The sequence below is a fragment of the Streptococcus sp. oral taxon 071 str. 73H25AP genome, assembly GCF_000146755.1.
GTDB lineage: Bacteria > Bacillota > Bacilli > Lactobacillales > Streptococcaceae > Streptococcus > Streptococcus oralis_T.
The window spans coordinates 243759-267220 of the sequence record NZ_GL397254.1; the positions used below are offsets into that span (position 1 = coordinate 243759).

28 protein-coding genes, 1 pseudogene and 1 riboswitch are annotated in these 23462 nt (G+C 43.1%); of the genes and pseudogenes, 18 read left to right on the plus strand and 11 right to left on the minus strand.

The genetic code is table 11. The annotated features are described in order from the left end of the window. The first annotated feature begins 4 nt into the window (after positions 1 to 4). Genes HMPREF9189_RS03490 through HMPREF9189_RS03505 form a run of 4 tightly spaced genes read left to right on the plus strand, consistent with a single transcriptional unit; the run spans position 5 to position 2997 of the window. Positions 5 to 607 (plus strand): hypothetical protein, encoded by a 603-nt coding sequence (locus HMPREF9189_RS03490; RefSeq protein WP_000846130.1) that lies wholly within the window; start codon positions 5 to 7, stop codon positions 605 to 607. Continuing rightward, the gene (locus HMPREF9189_RS03495; protein WP_000130448.1) at positions 607 to 1398 is read left to right on the plus strand and encodes an energy-coupling factor transporter transmembrane component T; all 792 of its coding nucleotides are present in this window, start codon (positions 607 to 609) and stop codon (positions 1396 to 1398) included. Before HMPREF9189_RS03490 ends, HMPREF9189_RS03495 begins: the two co-directional genes overlap by 1 nt. Continuing rightward, positions 1374 to 2210 (plus strand): ABC transporter ATP-binding protein, encoded by an 837-nt coding sequence (locus tag HMPREF9189_RS03500; protein ID WP_000343048.1) that lies wholly within the window; start codon positions 1374 to 1376, stop codon positions 2208 to 2210. Before HMPREF9189_RS03495 ends, HMPREF9189_RS03500 begins: the two co-directional genes overlap by 25 nt. Then, positions 2197 to 2997, plus strand: a complete 801-nt coding sequence (locus HMPREF9189_RS03505) for an energy-coupling factor ABC transporter ATP-binding protein (protein WP_000103849.1) — start codon at positions 2197 to 2199, stop codon at positions 2995 to 2997. The genes HMPREF9189_RS03500 and HMPREF9189_RS03505 overlap by 14 nt, the downstream gene beginning before the upstream one ends. Before the next feature lie 224 nt (positions 2998 to 3221). Here HMPREF9189_RS03505 and HMPREF9189_RS12225 read toward each other — a convergent pair whose 3' ends face one another. Genes HMPREF9189_RS12225 through HMPREF9189_RS12485 form a run of 4 tightly spaced genes read right to left on the minus strand, consistent with a single transcriptional unit; the run spans position 3222 to position 4577 of the window. Then, complete coding sequence (locus HMPREF9189_RS12225) at positions 3222 to 3383, minus strand: hypothetical protein (RefSeq protein WP_001062367.1); 162 nt, start codon at positions 3381 to 3383, stop codon at positions 3222 to 3224. Further along, complete coding sequence (locus HMPREF9189_RS03515; protein WP_001152920.1) at positions 3371 to 3598, minus strand: hypothetical protein; 228 nt, start codon at positions 3596 to 3598, stop codon at positions 3371 to 3373. Before HMPREF9189_RS03515 ends, HMPREF9189_RS12225 begins: the two co-directional genes overlap by 13 nt. A gap of 12 nt (positions 3599 to 3610) precedes the next feature. Further along, positions 3611 to 3889 (minus strand): hypothetical protein, encoded by a 279-nt coding sequence (locus HMPREF9189_RS03520; RefSeq protein WP_001287841.1) that lies wholly within the window; start codon positions 3887 to 3889, stop codon positions 3611 to 3613. After that, complete coding sequence (locus HMPREF9189_RS12485) at positions 3882 to 4577, minus strand: IS6 family transposase (protein WP_001015294.1); 696 nt, start codon at positions 4575 to 4577, stop codon at positions 3882 to 3884. The genes HMPREF9189_RS03520 and HMPREF9189_RS12485 overlap by 8 nt, the downstream gene beginning before the upstream one ends. A gap of 39 nt (positions 4578 to 4616) precedes the next feature. Between HMPREF9189_RS12485 and pnuC the strand changes: the two are divergent. Then, positions 4617 to 5123 (plus strand): annotated as a pseudogene (pnuC, locus tag HMPREF9189_RS03525) (nicotinamide riboside transporter PnuC); the annotation flags it as partial. A 34-nt stretch (positions 5124 to 5157) separates the two neighbouring features. On the opposite strand, the gene HMPREF9189_RS03530 reads toward pnuC, so the two are convergent. Both HMPREF9189_RS03530 and HMPREF9189_RS03535 read right to left on the minus strand, forming a co-directional pair. Continuing rightward, a complete protein-coding gene (locus HMPREF9189_RS03530; RefSeq protein ID WP_000935020.1) occupies positions 5158 to 5490 on the minus strand; it encodes a hypothetical protein in 333 nt (110 codons plus the stop codon). 26 nt (positions 5491 to 5516) lie between these two features. Continuing rightward, positions 5517 to 6071: a TetR/AcrR family transcriptional regulator gene (locus tag HMPREF9189_RS03535; RefSeq protein ID WP_000919138.1), complete on the minus strand. Its 555-nt coding sequence runs from the start codon at positions 6069 to 6071 to the stop codon at positions 5517 to 5519. Positions 6072 to 6203: 132 nt separating this feature from the next. Between HMPREF9189_RS03535 and HMPREF9189_RS03540 the strand changes: the two genes are divergently transcribed. Further along, positions 6204 to 7094 carry a cation diffusion facilitator family transporter gene (locus HMPREF9189_RS03540; protein ID WP_000095937.1) on the plus strand — a complete coding sequence of 297 codons (891 nt, stop codon included), beginning with the start codon at positions 6204 to 6206 and terminating at the stop codon, positions 7092 to 7094. A 33-nt stretch (positions 7095 to 7127) separates the two neighbouring features. On the opposite strand, the gene galR is transcribed toward HMPREF9189_RS03540, so the two are convergent. Beyond that, complete coding sequence (gene galR, locus HMPREF9189_RS03545; protein WP_000212484.1) at positions 7128 to 8132, minus strand: DNA-binding transcriptional regulator GalR; 1005 nt, start codon at positions 8130 to 8132, stop codon at positions 7128 to 7130. A 164-nt stretch (positions 8133 to 8296) separates the two neighbouring features. Here galR and HMPREF9189_RS03550 point away from each other — a divergent pair, with 164 nt between their 5' ends. The 6 genes from HMPREF9189_RS03550 (at position 8297) to HMPREF9189_RS12625 (ending at position 12850) form a co-directional block, all read left to right on the plus strand. Beyond that, the gene (locus tag HMPREF9189_RS03550) at positions 8297 to 9475 is read left to right on the plus strand and encodes a galactokinase (protein WP_000191953.1); all 1179 of its coding nucleotides are present in this window, start codon (positions 8297 to 8299) and stop codon (positions 9473 to 9475) included. 18 nt (positions 9476 to 9493) lie between these two features. Next, positions 9494 to 10975, plus strand: a complete 1482-nt coding sequence (locus tag HMPREF9189_RS03555; protein WP_000176966.1) for a UDP-glucose--hexose-1-phosphate uridylyltransferase — start codon at positions 9494 to 9496, stop codon at positions 10973 to 10975. Between the two features lie 69 nt (positions 10976 to 11044). Beyond that, positions 11045 to 11449 carry a PaaI family thioesterase gene (locus HMPREF9189_RS03560; RefSeq protein WP_000651216.1) on the plus strand — a complete coding sequence of 135 codons (405 nt, stop codon included), beginning with the start codon at positions 11045 to 11047 and terminating at the stop codon, positions 11447 to 11449. 179 nt (positions 11450 to 11628) lie between these two features. Continuing rightward, positions 11629 to 12393 (plus strand): DpnI domain-containing protein, encoded by a 765-nt coding sequence (locus HMPREF9189_RS03565; RefSeq protein WP_000422896.1) that lies wholly within the window; start codon positions 11629 to 11631, stop codon positions 12391 to 12393. Next, the gene (locus HMPREF9189_RS12620; RefSeq protein WP_000850932.1) at positions 12390 to 12686 is read left to right on the plus strand and encodes a hypothetical protein; all 297 of its coding nucleotides are present in this window, start codon (positions 12390 to 12392) and stop codon (positions 12684 to 12686) included. The genes HMPREF9189_RS03565 and HMPREF9189_RS12620 overlap by 4 nt, the downstream gene beginning before the upstream one ends. Further along, the gene (locus HMPREF9189_RS12625; RefSeq protein WP_000714750.1) at positions 12683 to 12850 is read left to right on the plus strand and encodes a DpnD/PcfM family protein; all 168 of its coding nucleotides are present in this window, start codon (positions 12683 to 12685) and stop codon (positions 12848 to 12850) included. The genes HMPREF9189_RS12620 and HMPREF9189_RS12625 overlap by 4 nt, the downstream gene beginning before the upstream one ends. Positions 12851 to 12900: 50 nt before the next feature. On the opposite strand, the gene HMPREF9189_RS03575 is transcribed toward HMPREF9189_RS12625, so the two are convergent. The 4 genes from HMPREF9189_RS03575 to HMPREF9189_RS03590 all read right to left on the minus strand — a co-directional run bounded on the left by HMPREF9189_RS03575 (position 12901) and on the right by HMPREF9189_RS03590 (position 16320). After that, positions 12901 to 14163: a nucleobase:cation symporter-2 family protein gene (locus HMPREF9189_RS03575; RefSeq protein WP_001171647.1), complete on the minus strand. Its 1263-nt coding sequence runs from the start codon at positions 14161 to 14163 to the stop codon at positions 12901 to 12903. Beyond that, complete coding sequence (locus HMPREF9189_RS03580) at positions 14163 to 14744, minus strand: xanthine phosphoribosyltransferase (RefSeq protein WP_000770428.1); 582 nt, start codon at positions 14742 to 14744, stop codon at positions 14163 to 14165. The genes HMPREF9189_RS03575 and HMPREF9189_RS03580 overlap by 1 nt, the downstream gene beginning before the upstream one ends. Positions 14745 to 14864: 120 nt before the next feature. After that, positions 14865 to 14960, minus strand: a riboswitch (purine riboswitch). 134 nt (positions 14961 to 15094) lie between these two features. After that, on the minus strand, positions 15095 to 15481 hold the full coding sequence (locus HMPREF9189_RS03585) for a VOC family protein (protein WP_000386239.1): 387 nt from the start codon (positions 15479 to 15481) through the stop codon (positions 15095 to 15097). An 11-nt stretch (positions 15482 to 15492) separates the two neighbouring features. Continuing rightward, on the minus strand, positions 15493 to 16320 hold the full coding sequence (locus HMPREF9189_RS03590) for an exodeoxyribonuclease III (protein WP_000767437.1): 828 nt from the start codon (positions 16318 to 16320) through the stop codon (positions 15493 to 15495). Positions 16321 to 16453: 133 nt separating this feature from the next. On the opposite strand from HMPREF9189_RS03590, the gene HMPREF9189_RS03595 reads away from it, so the two are divergent. The 6 genes from HMPREF9189_RS03595 to HMPREF9189_RS03620 all read left to right on the plus strand — a co-directional run bounded on the left by HMPREF9189_RS03595 (position 16454) and on the right by HMPREF9189_RS03620 (position 23362). Continuing rightward, positions 16454 to 16909 (plus strand): DUF3290 family protein, encoded by a 456-nt coding sequence (locus HMPREF9189_RS03595; protein WP_000675320.1) that lies wholly within the window; start codon positions 16454 to 16456, stop codon positions 16907 to 16909. After that, positions 16906 to 17541: a DUF421 domain-containing protein gene (locus HMPREF9189_RS03600; RefSeq protein ID WP_000174430.1), complete on the plus strand. Its 636-nt coding sequence runs from the start codon at positions 16906 to 16908 to the stop codon at positions 17539 to 17541. The genes HMPREF9189_RS03595 and HMPREF9189_RS03600 overlap by 4 nt, the downstream gene beginning before the upstream one ends. Positions 17542 to 17701: 160 nt before the next feature. Next, on the plus strand, positions 17702 to 19447 hold the full coding sequence (locus HMPREF9189_RS03605) for an ABC transporter ATP-binding protein (RefSeq protein WP_000022582.1): 1746 nt from the start codon (positions 17702 to 17704) through the stop codon (positions 19445 to 19447). Further along, positions 19437 to 21179, plus strand: a complete 1743-nt coding sequence (locus HMPREF9189_RS03610) for an ABC transporter ATP-binding protein (RefSeq protein WP_001180036.1) — start codon at positions 19437 to 19439, stop codon at positions 21177 to 21179. The genes HMPREF9189_RS03605 and HMPREF9189_RS03610 overlap by 11 nt, the downstream gene beginning before the upstream one ends. Before the next feature lie 218 nt (positions 21180 to 21397). Further along, on the plus strand, positions 21398 to 22090 hold the full coding sequence (locus HMPREF9189_RS03615) for a sugar transferase (RefSeq protein WP_000922227.1): 693 nt from the start codon (positions 21398 to 21400) through the stop codon (positions 22088 to 22090). Between the two features lie 42 nt (positions 22091 to 22132). Further along, a complete protein-coding gene (locus tag HMPREF9189_RS03620) occupies positions 22133 to 23362 on the plus strand; it encodes a DegT/DnrJ/EryC1/StrS aminotransferase family protein (protein ID WP_001134510.1) in 1230 nt (409 codons plus the stop codon). Positions 23363 to 23462 lie beyond the last annotated feature (100 nt).

Consider the following 23462-nt stretch of genomic DNA (forward strand, 5'->3'; position numbering starts at 1 on the left):
GATTATGAAAACAGAACCGATTCATCGTACCAGTATGTGGAAATTTAAGTTAAGTGCTGCCACCATGACTTTGATTCCCGCTGCCGTGGGTATTAACTATGTTGCCAAAGCCTTGGCGGAGGGGTTAAAGTTGCCCGTTTGGCTGGGGTCTTTGGGAACCTTTCTTACCAGCATGTTGGCTGGGCCGGTTGCCGGTGCCATTAGTGGTTTCATCAACAACGTGATCTATGGGCTGACCTTATCGCCAATTTCAACCGTGTATGCGATTACCAGCATCGGAATTGGGATTGCTGTCGGAGTTTTGCACGCCAATGGGTGGTTCTCGTCAGCGCGACGAGTATTTGTTTCTGCTATTATTATTGCCATCGTTTCAGCTGTCATTTCAACGCCGCTCAATGTCATCTTTTGGGGTGGTCAGACCGGTATCGCTTGGGGTGACTCATTGTTTGCGGTAATGGTCGCCAATCATGCACCAGTGTGGCTGGCCTCATTTACCGATGAGTTTGTCTTGGATATTTTGGATAAAGTCTGCGTGGCCTACCTGGCATTCTTCATCTATCGTCAGCTGCCGAAGCGGATGGTGCACTTCTTTAGCGATGATAAATGATGACTGATAAAACATTGATTTCTGGAGCGCCACGGGTCAAGCTCAAGTGGTACCAGGTGATCGATCCGATTACTAAGCTCTTGTTCATCTTGGACATGACGTTGTTGAGCTTTGCCAGTATGAATTTATTGCTTCAGGCCGGATTAATTCTTGTCGCAACACTGCTATTGTTATTTTCCAAATTGAGTTCTACCACCTTTAAGGCGCTGGGATTCAGCCTGTTTCTGATTTGCACCATGCTGATCATCCAAGGGTTATTTTACAGTCGGAATCAAACTGTGCTGTTTTCTGTGCTTGGGGTGTCGTTCTACAAAGAAGGCCTGATTTACGCCACCACTCTGGGTTGTCGAGTATTGGTGATTATTTTGACCAGTGGCTTTTTTATGGTGACCACGAGTATTTCAGAAAACGCGGCCTATTTGGAACTGTCCGGATTGTCTTATAAAACCGTCTACGTTCTGATGTCGGTGTGTTATATTTTGCCGGAAATGATGCGCAATATGCGGAAAATCCAGCAGGCACAAAAAGTTCGCGGAACCAATCCGCAAAAAACGTTGATTCAGAAATTAAAGTCAGTCCTGCCGGTTCTAATTCCATTGGTGATTAAGACCTTGGATCAATCGATGACGCGGTCGATTTCTCTCCAACTGAGAGGTTTTGATAATCTCAACCGGACTGTCAGAACCTCCCAGCGCGTGTATCGCCTGTCGCGGACGCTGCACATTGGTCTGACTGGATTGGCAATTTTATTGATTGGGTGGAAGATATGGACGAAGATAAACGGATTGTAATTGAAAATTTGACCACCCGTTATCCGGGTACTGAGCAACCACAACTGCGTCAGATTAACGCGGAGGTTCATACTGGCCAGGTGGTTGGGATTATCGGGAATAGCCACTCCGGCAAATCGACTTTGTGCCGTGTGCTGGCAGGGGTCATTCCCAAAATTGTGTCTGCTGAGATTGAGGGCGATTGGCACATGTTTGGCCAGCGAGTGTCCGACAATTGGCCCGTTTATAATGCCATGAATGGAGTTGTACTGCAAAATCCAGCTGGCCAACTAAGCGGGTTGGCAGACACGGTTGCCGATGAAATCGCCTTTGACTTGATTAATCAGGGAATGGCTGAAGGACTGATTCAAAAACGGGTTGAAGAAGTTGCCACGCAAATGGGGCTGATTGAACAGCTGAATTTGCGTCCCGAGAGCCTTTCCGGTGGTCAGATCCAGCGGTTGGCAATTGCCACGGCGATTGTGGCTAATCCGGCTGTTTTGATTATGGATGATCCGACCAGTGAGATGGATCCCCTTGGCCGCCGGCAATTTTTCCAATGGCTGGCCCAAGTCAAAGAGACGACTGTCTTCATTGTCACCAGTGAAATTGACGATTTGTGCGAAGTCGCCGACGTTGTGTGGGTGCTGCACGAGGGTCAAATGGTAGCCCAGGGCAGGCCGGGTGAGGTGTTTAATCATTTGGCAGCTGACTGGCAGATTCCAGCCCCGACAATCCAGCAACTTGCTCAAAAAATGGATTGGCACTTGGCTGATGGCCGGTATCCGGTGAATTACGCTGATCTGAAGGAGGTTCGTTATGTCCACAATTGAACTGAGCCACCTGACGTTCACTTATCCGGAACGGTCCTTTAGCTTGGATGTTGAAGACAAACACTTCGCCGATCCGATGGTGGCGATTGTCGGCCAAAATGGTGCCGGCAAATCAACGCTCTTCAAATTGTTGACGGGTTTGCTGACACCACAAACCGGTGTGATTAAGATCGATGGAGAAAATTTTAATGATCTTAAACCAGTCGAAAAGTTACTGAAGGTTGGGATTACTTTTCAGAATCCTGACGATCAGCTTTTCAACCCGACCGTTCAACGAGAGGTGGAGTGGAATGTCGCGCAGGTCATGGATGACCACGACACGATTACGAGGCGGGCTTTAGCGGCTCTAAAAAGAGTTGGCTTGGATGATAAAACAGCTGAAAGTCCATATGACCTGTCATTGTCGGAACGCAAGCTGTTGAGCGTTGCCACAGTTTTGGCAGTGGATCCGGCGATTTATTTATTTGATGAGCCGATGATGTCGCTTGATTGGGAAAGCCGGCGCAAGTTGACCGCAATTTTCCATCAGTTGGCTGATTCGGGCCACCAAGTTGTGACCATCACCCATGACATGGATTGGGTCGCCGCCGAGTTTGAGTCGGTGTATGTTATGGAACACGGGAAGTTTGGCTTCGCCGGCAGTCCACGGGAATTGTTCAGCAATCACGAACTTGTCCAGCGAGTGGGATTACTACCACCGCGGATTATGGACATAGCGGAGTCGCTGGGTGATTCACAGACATATTTATCGGTTAATGATTATTGCCAGCAAAATCGAGATGTATAGAAAAAGTCACCTCTGCGGGTTTTCCAGGTTGAAGGATTAACTTCAGCTTCTGGCAAGAACTCACATGGGTGACTTTTGTGTTTAATAACGTTTCATGATCATCGGGTGCTTCCTCAGATCACTCGGTTTGATTTTACTTTGTTTCATGGTCATAATCATATACCATTTCTTTTGGATTTTTTGTTTGACTAATACAAAATAGGTCTTCATAGGTCTTCGCATTTTTAGCGCCCATTAGGATCATCAGTATAATTTTCTGAATTAGGAGACTGTCCCATCACTATTCGAACTTCGTCTCCCAACTTACGCTGTTCCCATTCATCCGTGAATCCTTTAAATCGCAATTCTGGAACTTTCTTTTTAACTGAATCATCTATTTTCGCCATAGTCCCCACCATTTTATTGGTTTTTCTTGTTCTTCTATCCTTTTTTGATCTTTGATTTGTTCCTGTAAATTTTCCAACTTCTCTTTAAGAGCGTTCACTTCATCTTTATATTGATTGTCTAAGTGTTTGAATTCTGTTTCCTGTGAGGGCATTTTGAGGGCTTTTAAGTTATCATTTTCCGCCTTGTATTCTTCTAGCAACTTTTTATCTTGCAAGGCTAATCGTTGTTACTGGTCTAACAAATTAGTTAGTTTTTCTATTTGTTGGTCTTTGCTACTTATTTGTTGGTCTTTGCTACTTATTTGTTGGTCTTTGGTATTTGATTTGCTACTACTTTCTACTTTACCTAAAATTATTTTTTCTGCTTTAGAATTTATTAGATTAGACCCATTGGAACTTTTAAGCTGTAATTCTTTTGGTAACCTTTGGTAGTGATATTGAATATTTTGTTTTGTAACACTCAACTCATCCGCCAGCTCTTTGATCGTTTTTAAGTCTTCACTCATGGTTTAAGTCCTGCCTTTTAACCGTTGGTAGATATTGTTCAATGGCTTTTTTGAGGTAGCGTGCGATATTATGCTTAGAATATTCTTCACGTCTGCTGGCAACATAAGACAAGTGGTCTTTGACACTATTTAGCCCTCTTAATTCTTTCAGTTCGTCATAGAGGGGGTAAACATGGACTTGCAATCCTGCCATGATTTTTGTATCTTGCATTTCAAACGGACTTAGCAACATATTTTCTAGCAATAGCGTGGTGTACTTGCTTTTCATTGCTTCAATAGCTAGCTTATCTTCGGTTTCTGCTTTGCGTGCTTTATCTTCTTGATAGGCGGTATCTTCTAACTTATAGCTGTTATCGTCTGCTCGACGTTTCTTTCGTAACCAGATATCCAATGTTAAACCGTCCGCATCAATCGCTTGATAGAGATAATGCCAACGCCCCTTAATTTTGATATAGGTTTCATCCATTTTCCACGAATAGAAGGACTGTTTATTTTTCTTTTTCCAGAGATGATAGAGGATTTTACTGTATTCTTGAACCCACCGATAAATCGTAGTGTGACAAACATTTATTCCACGGTCATAAAGCAATTCCTGAACTTCACGATAGCTCAGATTGTAACGTAGGTAATAACCAACAGCGACAATGATGATGTCTTGTTGGAATTGTTTGCCTTTAAAATGATTCATCTCTCAAGCCTTACTAACCTTTTTTCTGCTCTTTGAGAAGCTGAAGGTCGTGCTAGTAACTACCTATTTGGTTTGATTAATTCCATCATTTATCTGGTGCTTGCCCTTCAAAAAGGCTTCTATGGTGAGGTTTTAACAACTCTCTATTTTACAATTATGCAGCCAATTGGTCTCTTGGTTTGGATTTATCAAGCCCAGTTTAAGAAAGAACAACAAGAGTTTGTCGCGCGTAAGCTGGACGGCAAAGGTTGGACCAAGTATCTTTCCATTAGTGTTCTTTGGTGGTTGGTATTTGGGTTCATTTATCAGTCTATCGGAGCCAATCGTCCTTATCGCGATTCCCTCACCGATGCGACCAATGGGGTTGGGCAAATCCTCATGACAGCTGTTTACCGTGAGCAATGGATATTCTGGGCAGCTACTAATGTCTTTTCAATCTATCTCTGGTGGGGAGAAAGCCTGCAAATCCAAGGGAAATACCTGATTTATCTCATTAACAGTCTAGTTGGTTGGTACCAGTGGAGCAAGGCAGCAAAAAGCGCTTAAAAAATAAAAAAGGATCAGAAGATCCTTTTTTGTGTTAGAGCAAAATGAGTAACACGGTAATAACGATAGCGCTCGTTATACGAATGATGTGGTGCGATATATGTTGACTTTCTTGCTGTTGCCCATTCCAGTAAGCACCGTAGCAGATGATGCTAGAGCCCACTATCCATAAGATGACCGTTGCAAGCGGGACAAAGAAAAAGATAGCAAGAGCTAGTGAGGTGAGACAGCTTCCCACCAAGATACACATATTTCCCCGACAGTAGTTTTTTTCTTTCATGGCTGCGAAAGCAGCTGCGAGATGGAGAAGTGAAAAACCGAGAGCTAGTACAATTGTCAGTATTCCTAGGATAATAGAATTTAACATGGTTGATTCCTTTCTTTGTAACAGGATTAAATCTCGAGTGATTTTGTAGAAGTCATCTCAATCACATCTAAGTAAAATCTCACTACTTGGTCTTCGGTATATGATTTTCCTTTTTTTAGCCACCAAGTTAGGGTCTCGATAAAGTTCGTCACAACAAAATGCTGGAGGTAGGAAGCCGGTATGTTCGGATAGGCTTCTTGCAAGTCATCCGCCACCATGGGGTAAACATGGTGTTCGAGCTCCTTGTGTAGTTGGCGGAGGAAGTAGTCGTTTTTGGAAAAAAGGAGACTGGTGACGTGGTCCTGATTTTTTTGAAAATGTAAAAAGATATGAGCGAGGTAGTCCTCGGTAGTAAAGTGTCCTTCCCTTTCAAAGAGATGATGAAAGAGATAGCGACAGAGTTCATCTAAAAGCAGTTCCTTACTCTCGTAATGACAGTAAAAAGTAGAACGTCCAACATCTGCGAGGTCAATGATATCCTGGACAGTAGTGGCATCATAGCCTTTGTCGTTCAAAAGTTGTAAAAAAGCTTGATAGATGGCTTTTTTAGTCTTGTTGACTCGACGGTCTCTTTTTAGCATATAGACACTTGAGACAAACTGTTCAGAACTGAACATGGCTGACAGTTTGCTTCTATCCTTTCTTTGGATTTTATTAGATAATACAAATGAAAGAAGTATGTATATACCCATTATACCAAAGGAGGGAGAGAAATGAGTTCTAAAACATCAATCTGGTTAGTTTTTTTCTTAAATTTAAGCTATGCTATTGTTGAGTTTATCGCAGGAGGAATCTTTGGTTCGAGTGCTGTTCTTGCTGATTCTGTTCATGACTTAGGAGATGCTATAGCCATTGGCATATCAGCCCTCCTAGAAACGATCTCCAATCGTGAAGAAGATGGGCAGTACACCTTGGGTTACAAGCGTTTCAGCCTTCTAGGGGCCATTCTAACAGCTGTGATTCTTATGATAGGGTCTGTCCTAGTGATTTTGGAAAATGTCACAAAGATCGTTCACCCACAACCCGTTAATGAGGAAGGGATCCTCTGGCTGGGAATCATTGCAGTGGCCATTAATGTGCTAGCTAGTCTAGTAGTCCATAAAGGAAAGACAAAGAACGAGTCAATTCTTAGCTTGCATTTTTTGGAAGACACCCTTGGTTGGTTGGCTGTCATTCTAATGGCGATTATTCTTCGGTATACAGATTGGTATATCCTCGATCCGCTTTTGTCTCTAGTTATTTCTATCTTTATTCTATCGAAAGCCATTCCTCGCTTTTGGAGCACGCTGAAAATTTTCCTAGATGCTGTGCCAGAAGGGGTTGAGACAAGTGATTTGGAGAAGGATTTAGAGGCTCTACCCAATGTCAAAAGTGTCAATCAACTTAGCATTTGGTCCATGGATGGTCTAGAGAACAATGCCCTTGTTCACATTTGTATCAAGGACTGGGAGCAGATGATGGAGACCAAAGAAGTGGTGCGTCAATTTTTAGAAGAAAGAGGCGTGCAGAATATCACTATTGAAGTGGATAGCAGTCAAAGCAATCATGCGCAACATAGGCGGAAGGTGAGAGAATTAGAGCAGAAGCATGGGCATCATCATTAGAAAAACGACCTCTAGCGAGGTCGTTTTGTTATCCTATTCATTCCTTGTACTTTCTCTCAAAGTCAGTCTGGTTCCTAGCATAGTCAGGCTAGGAATTTTCCGACCATGGAGAACTTCCTTGTTAAGAATATCCATACCTGCTCGGCCCATTTCTTCGGTATAGACGGTAATGCTAGAAAGAGGAGGATAGACCTGCTTGGTCAGGCTAGTGTCGTTAAAAGAAATGAGGCTGACGCGGTCTGGTAGGCTAATTCCAGCTTCTTGGAGGGCACGGAGGGCACCGATAGCTAAACTATCGCTAGCTGCGAAAAAGGCTGGGGGGAGTTGGTCTCCTAAGCTCTGAATGGCCTCCTTCATCAAGTCATAGCCAGACTGGGCAGTAAAGCTCCCCTGAAAGACCAGTTCTTCATGGTAGATTCCCTTTGCTTGGGCAATGTCTTTGAAATTTTCAAGTCGCTTATCCTGGACGATTTCTTCTTGGTCAGTTGTTTCCTCAAGACCTGTTAGAATCCCGATACGATCAAGCCCTTGTCTGAGGAAGTGATCGACAACTTGTTTCACAGCGGTGTAAAAGTCAGTGATAATACAGGTATGACCTAGTGAGAGGGTGTCGCTGTCTATAAAGACTAGAGGTTTTTGGTATTCTTCAAAGGCAGAAATCTGTGCTCGACTGAACTTTCCGATGCAGAGAATGCCAATCACTTCCTCACTCAGTGTAAAAGGATGGTCATTAAAATAGCGCAAGATATCATAGTCCAACTCTTGGGCTCTTTTTTCAATACCGAGACGAATCTGGTAGTAGTAGAGGTCGTCTAGCTCCCCCTGCTCGCTGACCCATTGGATAATGGCAATTTTCTGCTTGGGCTTGTGGGATTCGCCTATCTTGAGGTGCTTGGTATAGCCCAGCTCTTCAGCGACAGTTAAAATACGGTGTCTGGTTTCTTCTGTAACAGATAGACTCTGGTCGCGATTGAGGACACGGGATACGGTCGCGATAGAGACAGAGGCTAGCTGTGCAATGTCTTTTAAGGTAGCCATAAATCCTCCTCCTTTTAGGTTAGTATATCATATTTTTCTTCTTTTTACTGATTGTTTAGTAAAACTTTAGTAAAAAGGATTGACCTTGGTAAAAGCCTTGGATACAATAGAAGAAAACGATTACACGTTAAGACGACTTAACGGACAGTCAAAGGAGAATTCATATGACACAACATCTTACTGCTGAAGCCCTTCGAAAAGACTTTCTTGCCGTTTTTGGTCAAGAAGCAGACCAAACCTTCTTTTCACCAGGCCGTATCAATTTGATTGGTGAACACACAGACTACAACGGTGGGCACGTTTTTCCTGCTGCTATTTCCTTGGGAACCTATGGGGCGGCTCGCAAGCGTGACGATCAAGTTTTGCGTTTCTACTCAGCCAACTTTGAGGATAAGGGGATCATCGAAGTTCCTCTCGCTGACCTCAAGTTTGAAAAAGAGCACAACTGGACCAACTATCCAAAAGGGGTTCTCCATTTCTTGCAAGAAGCAGGCCATGTCATTGACAAAGGTTTTGATTTCTATGTCTTTGGGAATATTCCAAATGGTGCTGGCTTGTCTTCTTCTGCATCCTTGGAACTCTTGACAGGGGTCGTGGCAGAGCATCTCTTTGATTTAAAACTAGACCGTTTGGATTTGGTTAAAATCGGAAAACAAACTGAGAATAACTTTATCGGAGTAAACTCTGGTATCATGGACCAGTTTGCCATCGGTATGGGTGCTGACCAGCGCGCTATTTACCTAGATACCAACACTTTAGAGTACGACTTGGTGCCACTTGATTTGAAGGACAATGTCATTGTTATTATGAATACCAATAAACGCCGTGAACTAGCGGACTCTAAATACAACGAACGTCGTGCCGAGTGTGAGAAAGCCGTGGAAGAATTGCAAGTTGCCTTGGAGATTCAGACCTTGGGTGACTTGGACGAGTGGGTCTTTGACCAATACAGCTATCTGATTAAAGACGAAAATCGTTTAAAACGTGCTCGCCATGCTGTGCTTGAAAACCAACGTACCCTTAAAGCTCAAGCAGCTCTTCAAGCAGGAGATTTGGAAACATTTGGACGCTTGATGAATGCGTCACACGTTTCTCTTGAGCATGATTATGAAGTAACTGGCTTGGAATTGGATACCCTTGTTCACACAGCTTGGGCACAAGAAGGTGTTCTCGGTGCTCGTATGACAGGTGCTGGTTTTGGCGGTTGTGCCATTGCCTTGGTGCAAAAAGATACTGTTGATGCCTTTAAGGAAGTTGTAGGCAAACACTACGAGGAAGTAGTTGGATATGCTCCAAGCTTCTATATCGCTGAAGTTGCAGGTGGCACTCGCGTCCTTGACTAGTCAAAAGGAGGCTTTATAGTGACCTTAGTAGATAAATTTGTAACACATATCATTGCAGAAAGTACCTTTGAGGAAATGGATCGAATCTACTTAACCAATCGTGTTTTGGCACGAGTGGGAGAAGGTGTTTTGGAAGTTGAGACTGATATGGATAAATTGATTGACCTCAAGGACCAGCTGATTGAGGAAGCGGTTCGATTAGAGACGATTGAGGATAGTCAGACTGCGCGTGAAATCCTCGGTGCTGAACTGATGGACTTGGTGACCCCTTGTCCGAGTCAGGTCAATCGTGATTTCTGGGCAACCTACGCCCACTCTCCAGAGCAAGCGATAGAGGATTTTTACCAACTTAGTCAGAAAAATGACTACATCAAACTCAAGGCCATTGCTAAAAATATCGCTTATCGTGTTCCATCTGACTACGGAGAGCTTGAGATTACCATCAATCTCTCCAAGCCCGAAAAGGATCCGAAAGAGATTGCAGTAGCCAAGTTGGTACAAGCCAGCAATTATCCTCAGTGTCAGCTTTGTCTAGAGAATGAGGGCTATCATGGTCGGGTCAACCACCCGGCTCGTAGCAATCACCGTATTATCCGTTTTGAAATGGCGGGTCAGGAGTGGGGATTCCAGTATTCGCCCTATGCTTATTTTAATGAGCACTGTATTTTCTTAGATGGCCAGCATCGTCCCATGGCTATTAGTCGTCAGAGTTTTGAACGTCTGTTGGCTATTGTAGACCAGTTTCCAGGTTATTTTGTTGGCTCTAATGCCGACCTACCGATTGTGGGAGGCTCTATCTTAACCCACGACCACTATCAGGGAGGCCGTCACGTATTTCCTATGGAATTGGCTCCCTTGCAAAAGGCCTTCCGATTTACTGGTTTTGAACAGGTCAAGGCTGGGATTGTCAAGTGGCCTATGTCAGTGTTGCGTTTGACTTCGGATTCCAAAGAGGATTTGATTAACTTGGCTGACAAGATTTTGCAGGAATGGCGTCAGTATTCAGATCCTAGTGTGCAGATTTTAGCAGAGACAGACGGGACACCGCATCACACTATCACACCTATTGCCCGTAAGCGTGATGGACAGTTTGAGTTGGACTTAGTCTTGCGGGACAATCAGACATCGCCAGAGCATCCTGACGGCATCTATCATCCACACAAGGATGTCCAACATGTTAAGAAGGAAAATATCGGCTTGATTGAGGTCATGGGCTTGGCTATCCTGCCACCACGCCTGAAAGAAGAAGTGGAGCAAGTAGCAGCCTACCTTGTCGGAGAAGATATTTCAGTTGCCGCTTATCATCAGGAGTGGGCAGACCAACTTAAAGCACAATATCCAGATCTAACGGATAAAGAAAAAGCCCTTGAAATCGTCAAGAACTCTGTGGGTGCTATCTTTGCGCGTGTACTTGAGGATGCAGGAATCTACAAGCAGACTGAGCAAGGACAGGCAGCCTTTATGCGCTTTGTAGAGCAGGTCGGAATTTTGTCAGACTAGGAGCTTTCTCCTTGCACAGTCCTATAAAAAGTAGTATCATAGTGTCGTTTGAAATATCAGGAGGAAACGATGAAAGATTTTCACTTTGACGCTATATCAGCTTTTGAAAATTATGAAATTGAACAAATGAAAGATGGCCACGTTGTGGTGACGACCAAAGTAGTGGACTCGTCGCTCAACTACTATGGCAATGCTCATGGTGGTTATCTCTTTACCCTCTGTGATCAGATTAGTGGCTTGGTGGTCATATCTCTGGGACTTGATGGAGTGACACTCCAGTCCTCTATCAACTACCTCAAGGCAGGAAAACGCGACGATGTGCTGACCATTAAAGGAGAATGTGTCCATCATGGACGCACAACCTGTGTCGTGGATGTCGATATCACCAATCAAGAAGGCAGAAATGTCTGCAAGGCAACCTTTACCATGTTTGTCACAGGTCAACGGTCAGAAGAAAGACAGGTAAGGATATAAAAGAAAGAATGAGTAGGAAAATTATCCTACTCATTTTTAATTTATGAAATATGTTAGAAGGAAATATAAAAGAGAGTGGTGAAATACAGGGTAATGGGTACGTATATGTGGTATACTAGTTATAGTAGATTTTAATTGCTTATATAAAGTGAATTCTCATATTAGTGAGGAATTTTTGAATGGAATTACAACTTAATTTAGAATTAGTAGAAAACTATAAAAGTAATAGCCAAAAGGCTCGTATTCTAACGGAAGATTGGGTTTATCGTCAGTCTTATTGTCCTAATTGTGGGAAAAATCCCTTAAATCATTTTGAAAATAATCGGCCTGTAGCAGATTTTTACTGTAATCATTGTAGTGAGGAGTTTGAACTAAAGAGCAAAAAAGGAAATTTTTCATCAACAATCAATGATGGTGCTTATGCAACGATGATGGAGCGTGTGCGGGCAGATAATAATCCTAATTTCTTTTTTTTAACTTACACAAAAAATTTTGAGGTAAATAACTTTCTTGTCCTTCCGAAGCAATTTGTCACACCGAAATCGATTATTCAAAGAAAACCACTTGCACCGACTACTAGACGAGCCGGTTGGATTGGTTGTAACATAGATTTATCGCAAGTACCTTCCAAAGGAAGAATATTTCTCGTACAAAATGGGCAAGTTAGGGATCCAGAAAAAGTTACAAAAGAATTTAAGCAAAGTTTGTTTCTAAGAAAAAACTCCCTTTCATCAAGAGGTTGGACAATAGAAATTCTGAATTGTATAGATAAGCTAGAGGGTTCAGAATTCACACTTGAAGATATGTATCGTTTTGAAGATGACCTAAAAAGTATCTTTGTTAGGAACAATCATATCAAAGAAAAAATTAGGCAACAGCTTCAAATATTAAGAGACAAAGAAATAATAGAGTTTAAAGGTAGAGGAAAGTATCGGAAATTATGAAAACGAAACAACTTGTTGCACCAGAAGAGGTGTATGATTTCTTAAAAGTCATCTGGTCTAATTATGAAACAGAGAGTAATTATGAAAACTTAAGTTTAATGGTCTATACTTTATCAGACCCTGATTGTGTGAGATGGTTATCTGAAAATATGGAGTTTGGTAATGACGAACAACTTTCTTTGTTGAATAAAAAATATAGCTGGGAATATGGAGATGAATTACCAGAGTGGTTGGAAAGTCCCAAACATAGATTATTGCTAATAAGTGAATTATTGGAGAGAAATTTAAGATGAAAAAGTTTACCATAGAAATTACTGAAACTCTAACCCGTTTAGTGAGTATAGAAGCTGAAGATGAGTATGAAGCGGAATGTATTGTAAGAGAAAAGTATAAGAATGGTGAAATAGTTCTTGATGCAGATGATTTTCAGGAATATGACACTAGCATATATGAGTAGGTAAATGTTTTTATTTTGTCACACAAAAAAGAGGCTCACACCTCTTTTTCTTATTTCTTTTTCCGATTTAATACGGCATTGAGTACAATGGCAAGTAGGCTTGCTACGACAATTCCATTTGAGAAGAACATTTGGAAGGCTGTTGGCATGCTGACAAAGAGATTACTGTTATTTAGACCTACACCAGCAGCGATTGAAACAGCTGCGATAAGGAAGTTGTGTTCATTGTTAGCAAAATCAACGCGCGCTAGGATTTGCATCCCTTGAAGGGAAACAAAGCCAAACATAACCAGCATAGCACCACCAAGGACAGGGCTCGGAATGATTTGGGCAAGGGCACCAAACTTAGGTAGGAGTCCAAGGAGGACTAGGAAACCAGCTGCATAATAGATTGGCAGACGGGTCTTGATACCAGACAATTTGACCAAGCCAACGTTTTGTGAAAATCCTGTGTAAGGGAAGGTGTTAAAGATTCCTCCGAGAAGTACGGCCAAACCTTCTGCGCGGTAACCGTTACGCAGGCGCGTGCTGTCGATTGGATCCTTTGTGATATCAGACAAGGCTAGGTAAACACCAGTGGATTCAACCATAGACACCGTTGCAATGATACACATCATGACAATAGAGGAAATTTCAAAAGTTGGCATCCCAAAGTAGAGTGGAGTTGGGACATGGACAAGCGGTGCTGCAGCGACGGGAGAGAAGTCTACCAAGCCCATGGTAGCAGCAATGGCTGTTCCGACAACCAGACCAATCAAAATGGAGATAGACTTGATAAATCCTTTGGTAAAGATGTTGATCAAGAGGATGATCAGAACAGTGATGGCTGCAAGCAAGAGACTTTGACCAGTTGGCTCTGGGACATTATTTCCCATATTTCCGATAGCGACAGGAATTAAGGTCAATCCAATCGTGGTAATGACAGAGCCTGTTACGATAGATGGGAAGAGATTGGCCACTTTTGAGAAGATGCCTGAAATCAGAACCACATAAATCCCTGAAATGATAAGGGCACCAAACATAGCACCGCTACCGTGGCTTTGCCCAATCATAATCAAAGGAGCAACCGACTGGAAGGCAACTCCGAGAACAACTGGAAGTCCAATCCCAAAGTATTTATTGAGTTGGAGTTGGAGGAAGGTCGCCACCCCACACATGAAGATATCTGTGGAGATTAGGTAGGTCAACTGCTCAGCTGAATAGCCAAGAGCTGTCGCAATCATGATAGGAACTAGGATAGAACCTGAGTACATGGCTAGTAAGTGCTGTAAGCCAAGAACGGCTGCTTGCGAGTGTTTTTCTTGTTTTTGCATTAGAGATCTGCCTCCTTAAATACGACTTGACCATTTTCGAAACGATCCAAGCGAGCGAGCGATAGTACAGGGTAGCCTGCTTTTTCAAGTAAATCACGACCATCTTGGAAGGATTTTTCAATCACGATACCAATCGCTTCAACTTTTGCTCCGGCCTGTTCGATGATTTGAATCAAGCCTTTGGCAGCTTGTCCATTGGCTAGGAAATCATCGATAATCAAGACCTTGTCCTCTGGTGAGAGGAATTTTCCAGCGATGGAAACCGTGCTCGTCACCTGCTTGGTAAAGGAGTAAACCTCAGCAGTTAAGATGCCTTCGTTCATGGTGATGTTTTTAGCTTTTTTGGCGAAAATCATGGGAATGTTTAGGGCTTCAGCTGTAAAAACGGCTGGGGCAATACCTGACGCTTCAATAGTCACGACCTTGGTAATGCCAGCAGAAGCGAATTTATCCGCAAATACCTTACCGATTTCCCGCATCAAGCTGAAGTCAACTTGGTGGGTTAAAAAGGAATCTACCTTGAGGATGTTGTCACCCAAGATATGCCCATCCTGAAGGATGCGCTCTTCTAATAATTTCATAAGACCTCCTAAAGTCTAAAAGATGCTTCATTTGCTTGTCTAGAGTTTCTAGTATGTAATAGAAAAAGGACCTACTTAATCCCCTAAGTAAGTCCTCAAAATAGGCATGGCCAACACCATACCTTCAGCTGACATACTCATTGTTAGGTGTTCCGGCACCTTGTAGAAACGTCGTGCCAATTCACGACATAAACAAGTAAAATGATATTCAATTTTAAAAAGGCTGCTGCCAATGTTTTTATTTTACACCAATTAGCTTTAGAAATCAAATGTTTTGTTAGTGTTTTAATGAAAAAAACGAACAAAAAAGAAACCTACAACGAGATACAGTATTGTAGGGTTCTATTATTCTATTCACTAAATCTTAAAAAATAGCCATCTGGGTCCAAGACTGCAAATTCGTGAGGATAGATATAGTGATCCCCAACACGAAATGTTCTCTTGGTCAAAGGACGATAAATAGGATAGTTGGCCTCGGTCACTTTTTGATAAAGTTGTGGGACATCCTTTATACCAAAGGAAATATTGACACCGCGCCCGAAAGGATAGGTTAGTTGGGCTAATTCTTCTGTGCTGCCTTCTTCTAGCATAAGTTGGCAGTCTTCAAGCGAGAGGAAGAGAAATTTCTCCTCTGGACGCTCGTATTCGACAGAAAATCCCAGCAAGTCGCAGTAGAAGTGGCGTGACTTTTCGAGGTCAGATACTACAAATTCAGGAATGACAGCTTGATAGTCCATTAGCTTTCTCCTTAGAGTTCAATTTCCAATACAATCGGCGTATGGTCTTGACGCGCACCTGAGTCAATCATGTCAGACTTGGTCACCTTGTCTGATACGCGGTTGCTAGTGAGCCAGTAGTCGATTCTCCAGCCTGTATTGTTGATTTTAGAAGTCTTGCTGCGTTGCGCCCACCAAGTATAACGCTCAGGGACATCACCGTGAATGTGGCGGAAGGTGTCGGTAAATCCAGTTGCCAAAAGGTTGGTAAAACCAGCACGTTCCTCGTCTGTAAATCCAGGTGAACGGCGATTGCTAGCAGGATTTGCAAGGTCGATTTCCTTGTGAGCTACGTTGTAGTCTCCAGTCGCAAGGACTGGTTTTTCTTTGTCTAGTTGAGCCAGATACTCAGCATATTTCACATCCCAGACTTGACGCTCTTCCAAGCGTTTGAGACCATCGCCAGCGTTTGGTGTGTATACTTGGGTCACGAAAAATGTATCAAATTCCAAGGTGATGATGCGGCCTTCCAAGTCCATGGTAGAAGGAGCACCGATTTCTGGGAAGCTGATCGTTGGTGTGAGTTCTTTCTTATAAAGGAACATGGTTCCAGCATAGCCTTTGCGGGCAGGTTCTTGGGAAGAACGCCAAGTGTTTTCGTAGCCTGGGAAGAGTTCTTCTAAAATTTCCAGATGTTTTTTTGTAGGACCCTTTGCAGAAAGTTTGGTTTCTTGGATAGCGATAATATCAGCATTTTCAGCGACCAAGATTTGTAGGACTTCTTGGGACAATTTTGCACGAGCTGAGTCGCTCGTTAGGGCTGCATTGAGGGAATCAATATTCCATGATATGAGTTTCATAATGTTACCTTTTTCATTCAGATTATAGATTTTATTATACCAAAAAAAGGTCTATTTCCTCAACGTATGGTTTGAAAAATCACCCTCTTTCGTTTATAATTAAGAATGATTTTATGAAAGGGAGTGAAAATACATGAAATTCTATTCTTACGACTATGTACTCAGCCAAATCGGTCAGCAAAATGGCATCATGATTGGTTTAGGGATTGTCCTATTAGCTGTGACAGGATTTCTAGCTTTCAAGGCTTATCATGATAAAAAGGGGACCAAATTTCGTGAGTTGGTCATGATTTCAGCTTTGACCTTGCTAGCTCTCCTTTTAATTAGTATCTCGACTTACCAAAACAATCAAGTTTCTAATAATAAATTTCAAGCTTCACTTCATTTCATCGAGCTTGTTTCCAAAGCATTGGGAGTTGACAAGTCAGAGATCTATGTCAATACTTCCACAAACACTGATGGTGCACTTATCAAGGTAGGTGATCGCTATTATCGTGCCTTAAACGGAAGTGAGCCAGACAAGTACCTGCTAGAGAAAGTGGAATTGTATAAAACAGATGTAATTGAACTGGTGGAGGTGAACAAATGACACTCAATTATATCGAAATTTTAATCAAACTAGCCCTGGGTCTCTTTTCTCTGGTTTTCGTGATTAATGTGACAGGAAAGGGCAACCTAGCGCCTAACTCAGCGATAGATCAAATTCAGAACTATGTGCTCGGGGGGATCATCGGTGGGGTGATTTACAATAGCGCTATCAGTATCCTTCAGTATGCAGTTATCCTGATTATATGGACCATTCTGGTCTTGACTCTCAAGTGGCTTAACAACAATGTTCACTTTGTGAAACGTTTGATTGATGGGAAACCAACCCTGCTCATCAAAAATGGGAAGATTGATCCAGAAGCCTGCCGTTCGGTTGGTTTATCAGCAGCGGACGTAGCTCTTAAGCTCCGTAGTCAGGGAATTTTCCAAATGAAACAAGTCAAACGCGCTATGCAGGAGCAGAACGGTCAACTCATCGTGGTCCAAATGGGAGATGAGAATCCCAAGTATCCTGTTGTCACAGACGGTGTAATCCAAGTCGAAATTTTGGAGACCATTGGTCGCAGCGAAGAATGGCTGCTTGATGACCTCAGCAAACAAGGGTATGACAATGTTGCTAATATCTTTATCGCTGAGTATGACAAGGGTGTCGTCTCAGTCGTAACTTATGAATAAGAAAAACCTGGGGTCTTGTACTCTTCAAAAATCAAATTCAAACTGCGTCAACGTCGCCTTGCCGTACTCAAGTACAGCCTGCGGCTAGTTTCCTAGTTTGCTCTTTGATTTTCATTGAGTCTTGGCCTCAGGTTTCCATTTGCAATCAGAAAGGGATTTTATGTCCATTATTCAAAAGCTTTGGTGGTTTTTCAAGTTAGAAAAACGCCGTTATCTAGTCGGGATTGTGGCCTTGGTCTTGGTTTCCGTCCTCAATCTCATTCCCCCCATGGTCATGGGACGGGTGATTGATGCCATTACGTCGGGGAAATTAACCCAGCAGGACCTCCTTCTTAATCTATTTTATCTACTGCTGGCAGCCTTTGGGATGTACTATCTGCGCTATGTTTGGCGCATGTATATCCTTGGAACTTCCTACCGTCTGGGGCAGATTATGCGGTCTCGTTTGTTTGAGCATTTTACTAAAATGTCGCCAGCCTTTTATCAGACCTATCGAACGGGGGACTTGATGGCACACGCCACCAACGATATCAATGCCTTAACTCGTCTCGCAGGTGGCGGCGTCATGTCTGCGGTGGATGCCTCTATCACGGCACTGGTGACTTTGTTGACCATGCTTTTTAGCATTTCGTGGCAGATGACTCTGGTTGCTATTTTGCCCTTGCCTTTCATGGCTTATGCGACCAGTCGTTTAGGGAGAAAGACTCACAAGGCTTTCGGAGAATCGCAGGCTGCCTTTTCCGAACTCAATAATAAGGTACAGGAGTCTGTATCAGGTATCAAAGTAACCAAGTCTTTCGGTTATCAGGCGGACGAGCTGAAGTCCTTTCAGGCAGTTAATGAATTGACCTTCCAAAAGAATCTCCAAACCATGAAATACGATAGTCTCTTTGACCCTATGGTTCTATTGTTTGTTGGTTCGTCCTACGTTTTAACTCTTTTGGTCGGTTCTTTGATGGTTCAGAAAGGGCAAATCACCGTTGGAAATCTGGTCACCTTCATCAGCTACTTAGATATGTTGGTTTGGCCTCTTATGGCTATTGGTTTCCTCTTTAATATTACTCAGCGAGGGAAGGTGTCCTATCAGCGGATTGAGGATCTTTTGTCTCAGGAATCACCTGTAAAAGACCCTGAATTTCCTCTGGACGGTATCGAAAATGGACGTTTGGAGTACGCCATTGACAGCTTTGCCTTTGAAAATGAGGAGACACTGACGGATATTCACTTTAGTCTGGAAAAAGGGCAAACCCTAGGCTTGGTCGGGCAGACAGGTTCTGGTAAAACGTCCTTGATCAAGCTCCTCTTGCGTGAGTACGATGTGGATAAGGGAGCTATTTACCTAAACGGTCACGATATTCGGAACTATCGCCTGACAGACCTTCGCAGTCTCATGGGCTATGTTCCTCAGGATCAGTTTCTCTTTGCGGCCTCTATCTTAGACAATATCCGCTTTGGAAATCCTAATTTGCCCCTTTCAACGGTTGAGGAAGCGACTAAGCTAGCCCAAGTTTACCAAGACATTGTAGCTATGCCTCGGGGATTTGATACGCTTATTGGTGAAAAAGGAGTTAGTCTCTCAGGTGGTCAAAAGCAACGTCTGGCCATGAGTCGGGCTATGATTTTAGACCCTGATATCTTAATTTTAGATGATTCTTTGTCAGCCGTGGATGCTAAGACAGAGTATGCGATTATTGACAATCTCAAGGAGACGCGGAAGGACAAGACAACCATTATTACGGCCCATCGCCTCAGTGCGGTTGTCCATGCAGATCTGATCTTGGTTCTGCAAAATGGTCAAATTATCGAACGGGGCAGGCACGAAGACTTGCTAGCCCTGAATGGCTGGTATGCCCAAACCTATCAGTCTCAGCAGTTGGAAATAAAAGGAGAAGAAGATGCAGAATAAGAAAGAACAATGGACTGTATTGAAGCGCTTAATGTCTTATCTCAAGCCCTATGGATTCCTGACCTTTTTGGCCCTGACCTTTCTCCTAGCGACGACAGTCATTAAAAGTGTGATTCCCCTCGTTGCTTCCCACTTTATCGACCAGTATCTCAGCAACCTAAACCATCTTGCCGTGACCGTTTTGCTGGCCTACTACGGTCTTTATATCCTACAAACTCTAGTTCAGTATGTCGGCAATCTTCTCTTTGCGCGGGTGTCCTACAGTATTGTCAAAGATATTCGTCGCGATGCCTTTGCCAATATGGAGAAACTCGGCATGTCTTATTTTGACAAGACGCCAGCAGGCTCCATCGTTTCTCGTTTGACAAATGATACCGAGACCATCAGTGATATGTTTTCAGGGATTTTATCCAGCTTTATTTCAGCAGTTTTCATCTTTCTGACAACTCTGTATACCATGTTGGTACTGGATTTTCGTTTGACAGGTTTAGTCTTGCTCTTTCTTCCCTTGATTTTCCTTTTGGTCAATCTCTATCGGAAAAAATCAGTAAAAATCATCGAAAAAACTAGAAGTCTCTTGTCGGATATCAATAGCAAGCTAGCAGAAAGTATTGAAGGGATCAGAATTATCCAAGCCTTCAATCAAGAGAAGCGCCTGCAGGCAGAATTTGATGAAATCAACCAAGAACACTTGGTCTACGCCAACCGTTCTGTAGCCTTGGACGCCCTCTTTTTACGTCCTGCCATGAGTTTACTGAAACTCCTAGGCTACGCTGTTTTGATGGCTTATTTTGGCTACCGTGGGCTTTATCTGGGAATAACAGCAGGAACCATGTATGCCTTTATCCAGTACATCAACCGCCTCTTTGACCCTTTGATTGAGGTGACGCAAAACTTTTCAACCCTTCAAACGTCCATGGTGTCTGCAGGCCGTGTCTTTGCTCTGATCGACGAGAGGACCTATGAACCCCTTCAAGAAAACGGCCAGGCCGAGGTCAAAGAAGGCAATATTCGTTTTGAACATGTATGTTTCTCATATGACGGTAAACACCAGATTCTGGATGATATTTCCTTTTCAGTTAACAAGGGCGAAACCATTGCCTTTGTAGGTCATACAGGTTCGGGGAAATCTTCGATTATCAATGTCCTCATGCGTTTTTATGAATTTCAGTCAGGCCGAGTTCTCTTGGATGGTGTGGATATTAGGGACTACAGTCAGGAAGAGCTGAGAAAGAACATCGGTCTGGTCTTGCAGGATCCCTTCCTCTATCACGGGACTATCAAGTCCAATATCGCCATGTACCAAGATCTTAGTGATGAAGAGGTAAAGGCTGCAGCTAGCTTCGTAGATGCAGATTCCTTTATTCAGGACCTCCCTCAGGGGTATGATTCCCCCGTTTCCGAGCGTGGTTCGAGCTTTTCTACTGGCCAGCGCCAACTTCTTGCTTTTGCCAGAACAGTCGCCAATCAGCCTAAAATCTTGATTTTGGATGAAGCGACAGCCAATATTGACTCGGAGACAGAAAGTTTGGTTCAGGATTCTCTGGCTAAAATGAGACAGGGACGGACAACCATTGCCATCGCTCATCGTCTTTCAACTATTCAAGATGCCACCTGTATCTACGTTTTGGACAAGGGGCGCATCATCGAGAGTGGAACCCATGAGGAACTCTTGGCCTTGGGAGGAATCTATCACAAGATGTATAGCTTGCAGGCAGGAGCTATGTCCTAATACTCGTTGAAAATCTATTCTAACCACGTCAGCTTTATCTGCAACCTCAAAGCTGTACTTTGAGCAGCCTGTGGCTAGCCTCCTAGTTTGCGTTTCGATTTTCATTGAGTATAAGAAGGAAATTCTTTAAATTACAGATTTCTTGCACCGCCTTTTCCATTTTGTGGTATAATGAAAAATGTTGACAAATAGTATAATAAAAACAAAGGAGAAACAGCATGCTGAAATGGGAAGACTTGCCCGTGGAAATGCAATCAAGCGAGGTTGAGTCTTACTACCAGCTTGTCTCTAAAAGGAAAGGTTCGCTGATTTTCAAGCGTTGTCTGGACTGGGTTCTGGCCTTGGTTTTACTGATTTTGACTTCCCCAATCTTTCTCATCTTGAGCATTTGGATCAAGTTGGATAGCAAGGGACCTGTCATTTACAAGCAAGAGCGCGTGACCCAGTACAATCGTCCATTCAAGATTTGGAAGTTCCGTACCATGGTAACGGATGCGGATAAAAAAGGAAGTCTAGTGACTTCAGCTAACGATAGCCGTATTACCAAAGTGGGAAATTTCATTCGCCGTGTGCGCTTGGACGAACTGCCTCAGCTGGTCAATGTCCTTAAAGGCGAGATGTCCTTTGTAGGCACAAGACCTGAGGTGCCACGTTACACCGAGCAGTATAGCCCTGAAATGATGGCGACCTTGCTCTTGCCAGCCGGAATCACCTCTCCAGCTAGTATCAACTACAAGGATGAGGACACCATCATCAGTCAAATGACCGAAAAAGGCCTGTCGGTTGATCAGGCCTATGTCGAACATGTCCTCCCTGAAAAGATGCGCTATAATCTCGCCTATCTCCGAGAATTTAGTTTCCTTGGAGACATCAAAATCATGTTTCAAACCGTGTTTGAGGTACTAAAATAAAGTAGTCATGAGAAAATGAGTACAGATAAAAGGAGCAAATCAATGCCAAATTACAATATTCCATTTTCACCACCTGATATTACGGAAGCTGAAATTGCTGAAGTAGCAGATACCCTACGTTCTGGTTGGATCACAACAGGTCCGAAGACAAAAGAACTGGAGCGTCGCTTGTCCCAATACACACAGACGCCTAAGACTGTCTGCCTCAACTCTGCGACAGCCGCTCTTGAGTTGATTTTACGTGTGTTGGAAGTGGGACCTGGTGATGAAGTCATCGTTCCAGCTATGACTTACACAGCTTCATGTAGTGTGATCACACACGTAGGAGCAACACCTGTCATGGTGGATATCCAAGCAGATACGTTTGAGATGGACTATGACCTTCTTGAGCAAGCTATCACTGAGAAAACTAAGGTCATCATCCCAGTAGACCTTGCAGGGATTGTTTGCAACTATGACCGTTTGTTCCAAATTGTGGAGAAGAAACGCGATCTCTTTACTGCTTCAAGTAAGTGGCAAAAGGTCTTTAACCGTATTGTGCTTGTCTCTGATAGTGCCCATGCTTTGGGATCAACTTATAAAGGACACCCTGCTGGCTCTATCGCTGACTTTACTTCCTTCTCATTCCATGCCGTTAAAAACTTTACAACGGCTGAGGGAGGAAGTGCGACTTGGAAGGCCAATCCAGCGATTGACGACGAAGAAATGTACAAGGAATTCCAAATCCTTTCCCTTCATGGTCAGACTAAGGATGCTCTTGCTAAGATGCAATTGGGTTCATGGGAGTACGATATCGTAACACCAGCCTATAAGTGCAACATGACGGATATCATGGCTTCGATAGGTTTGGTACAATTGGATCGTTACCCTGGTTTGCTACAACGTCGTAAGGACATCGTGGATAGCTATAATCGTGGCTTTGCGGGTACTCGTATTCACCCACTGGCACACAAGACTGATACTGTCGAATCTTGTCGTCACCTCTACATCACCCATGTAGAAGGTGCTAGTCTAGAAGAGCGTAATCGTATTATCCAAGAATTGGCCAAAGCAGGAATTGCAAGTAATGTACACTACAAACCGCTTCCTCTCTTGACAGCCTATAAAAATCTTGGTTTTGATATGGCAGATTATCCAAGAGCCTATGCCTTCTTTGAAAATGAAATTACGCTCCCTCTTCACACGAAATTAAGCGATGATGAGGTTGATTATATCGTTCAGACTTTGGTGAGAATTTCCGAAGAAATACTCGGTCCAGGAAAAAAATCATAAAAAAATCTTGACAAAGATAGAAGAATAACATATAATATTCTCAATAAATCAGAAAAGTAACTATATTCGATCTTCAGGGAGCCTGTGGTGATTGTGAACA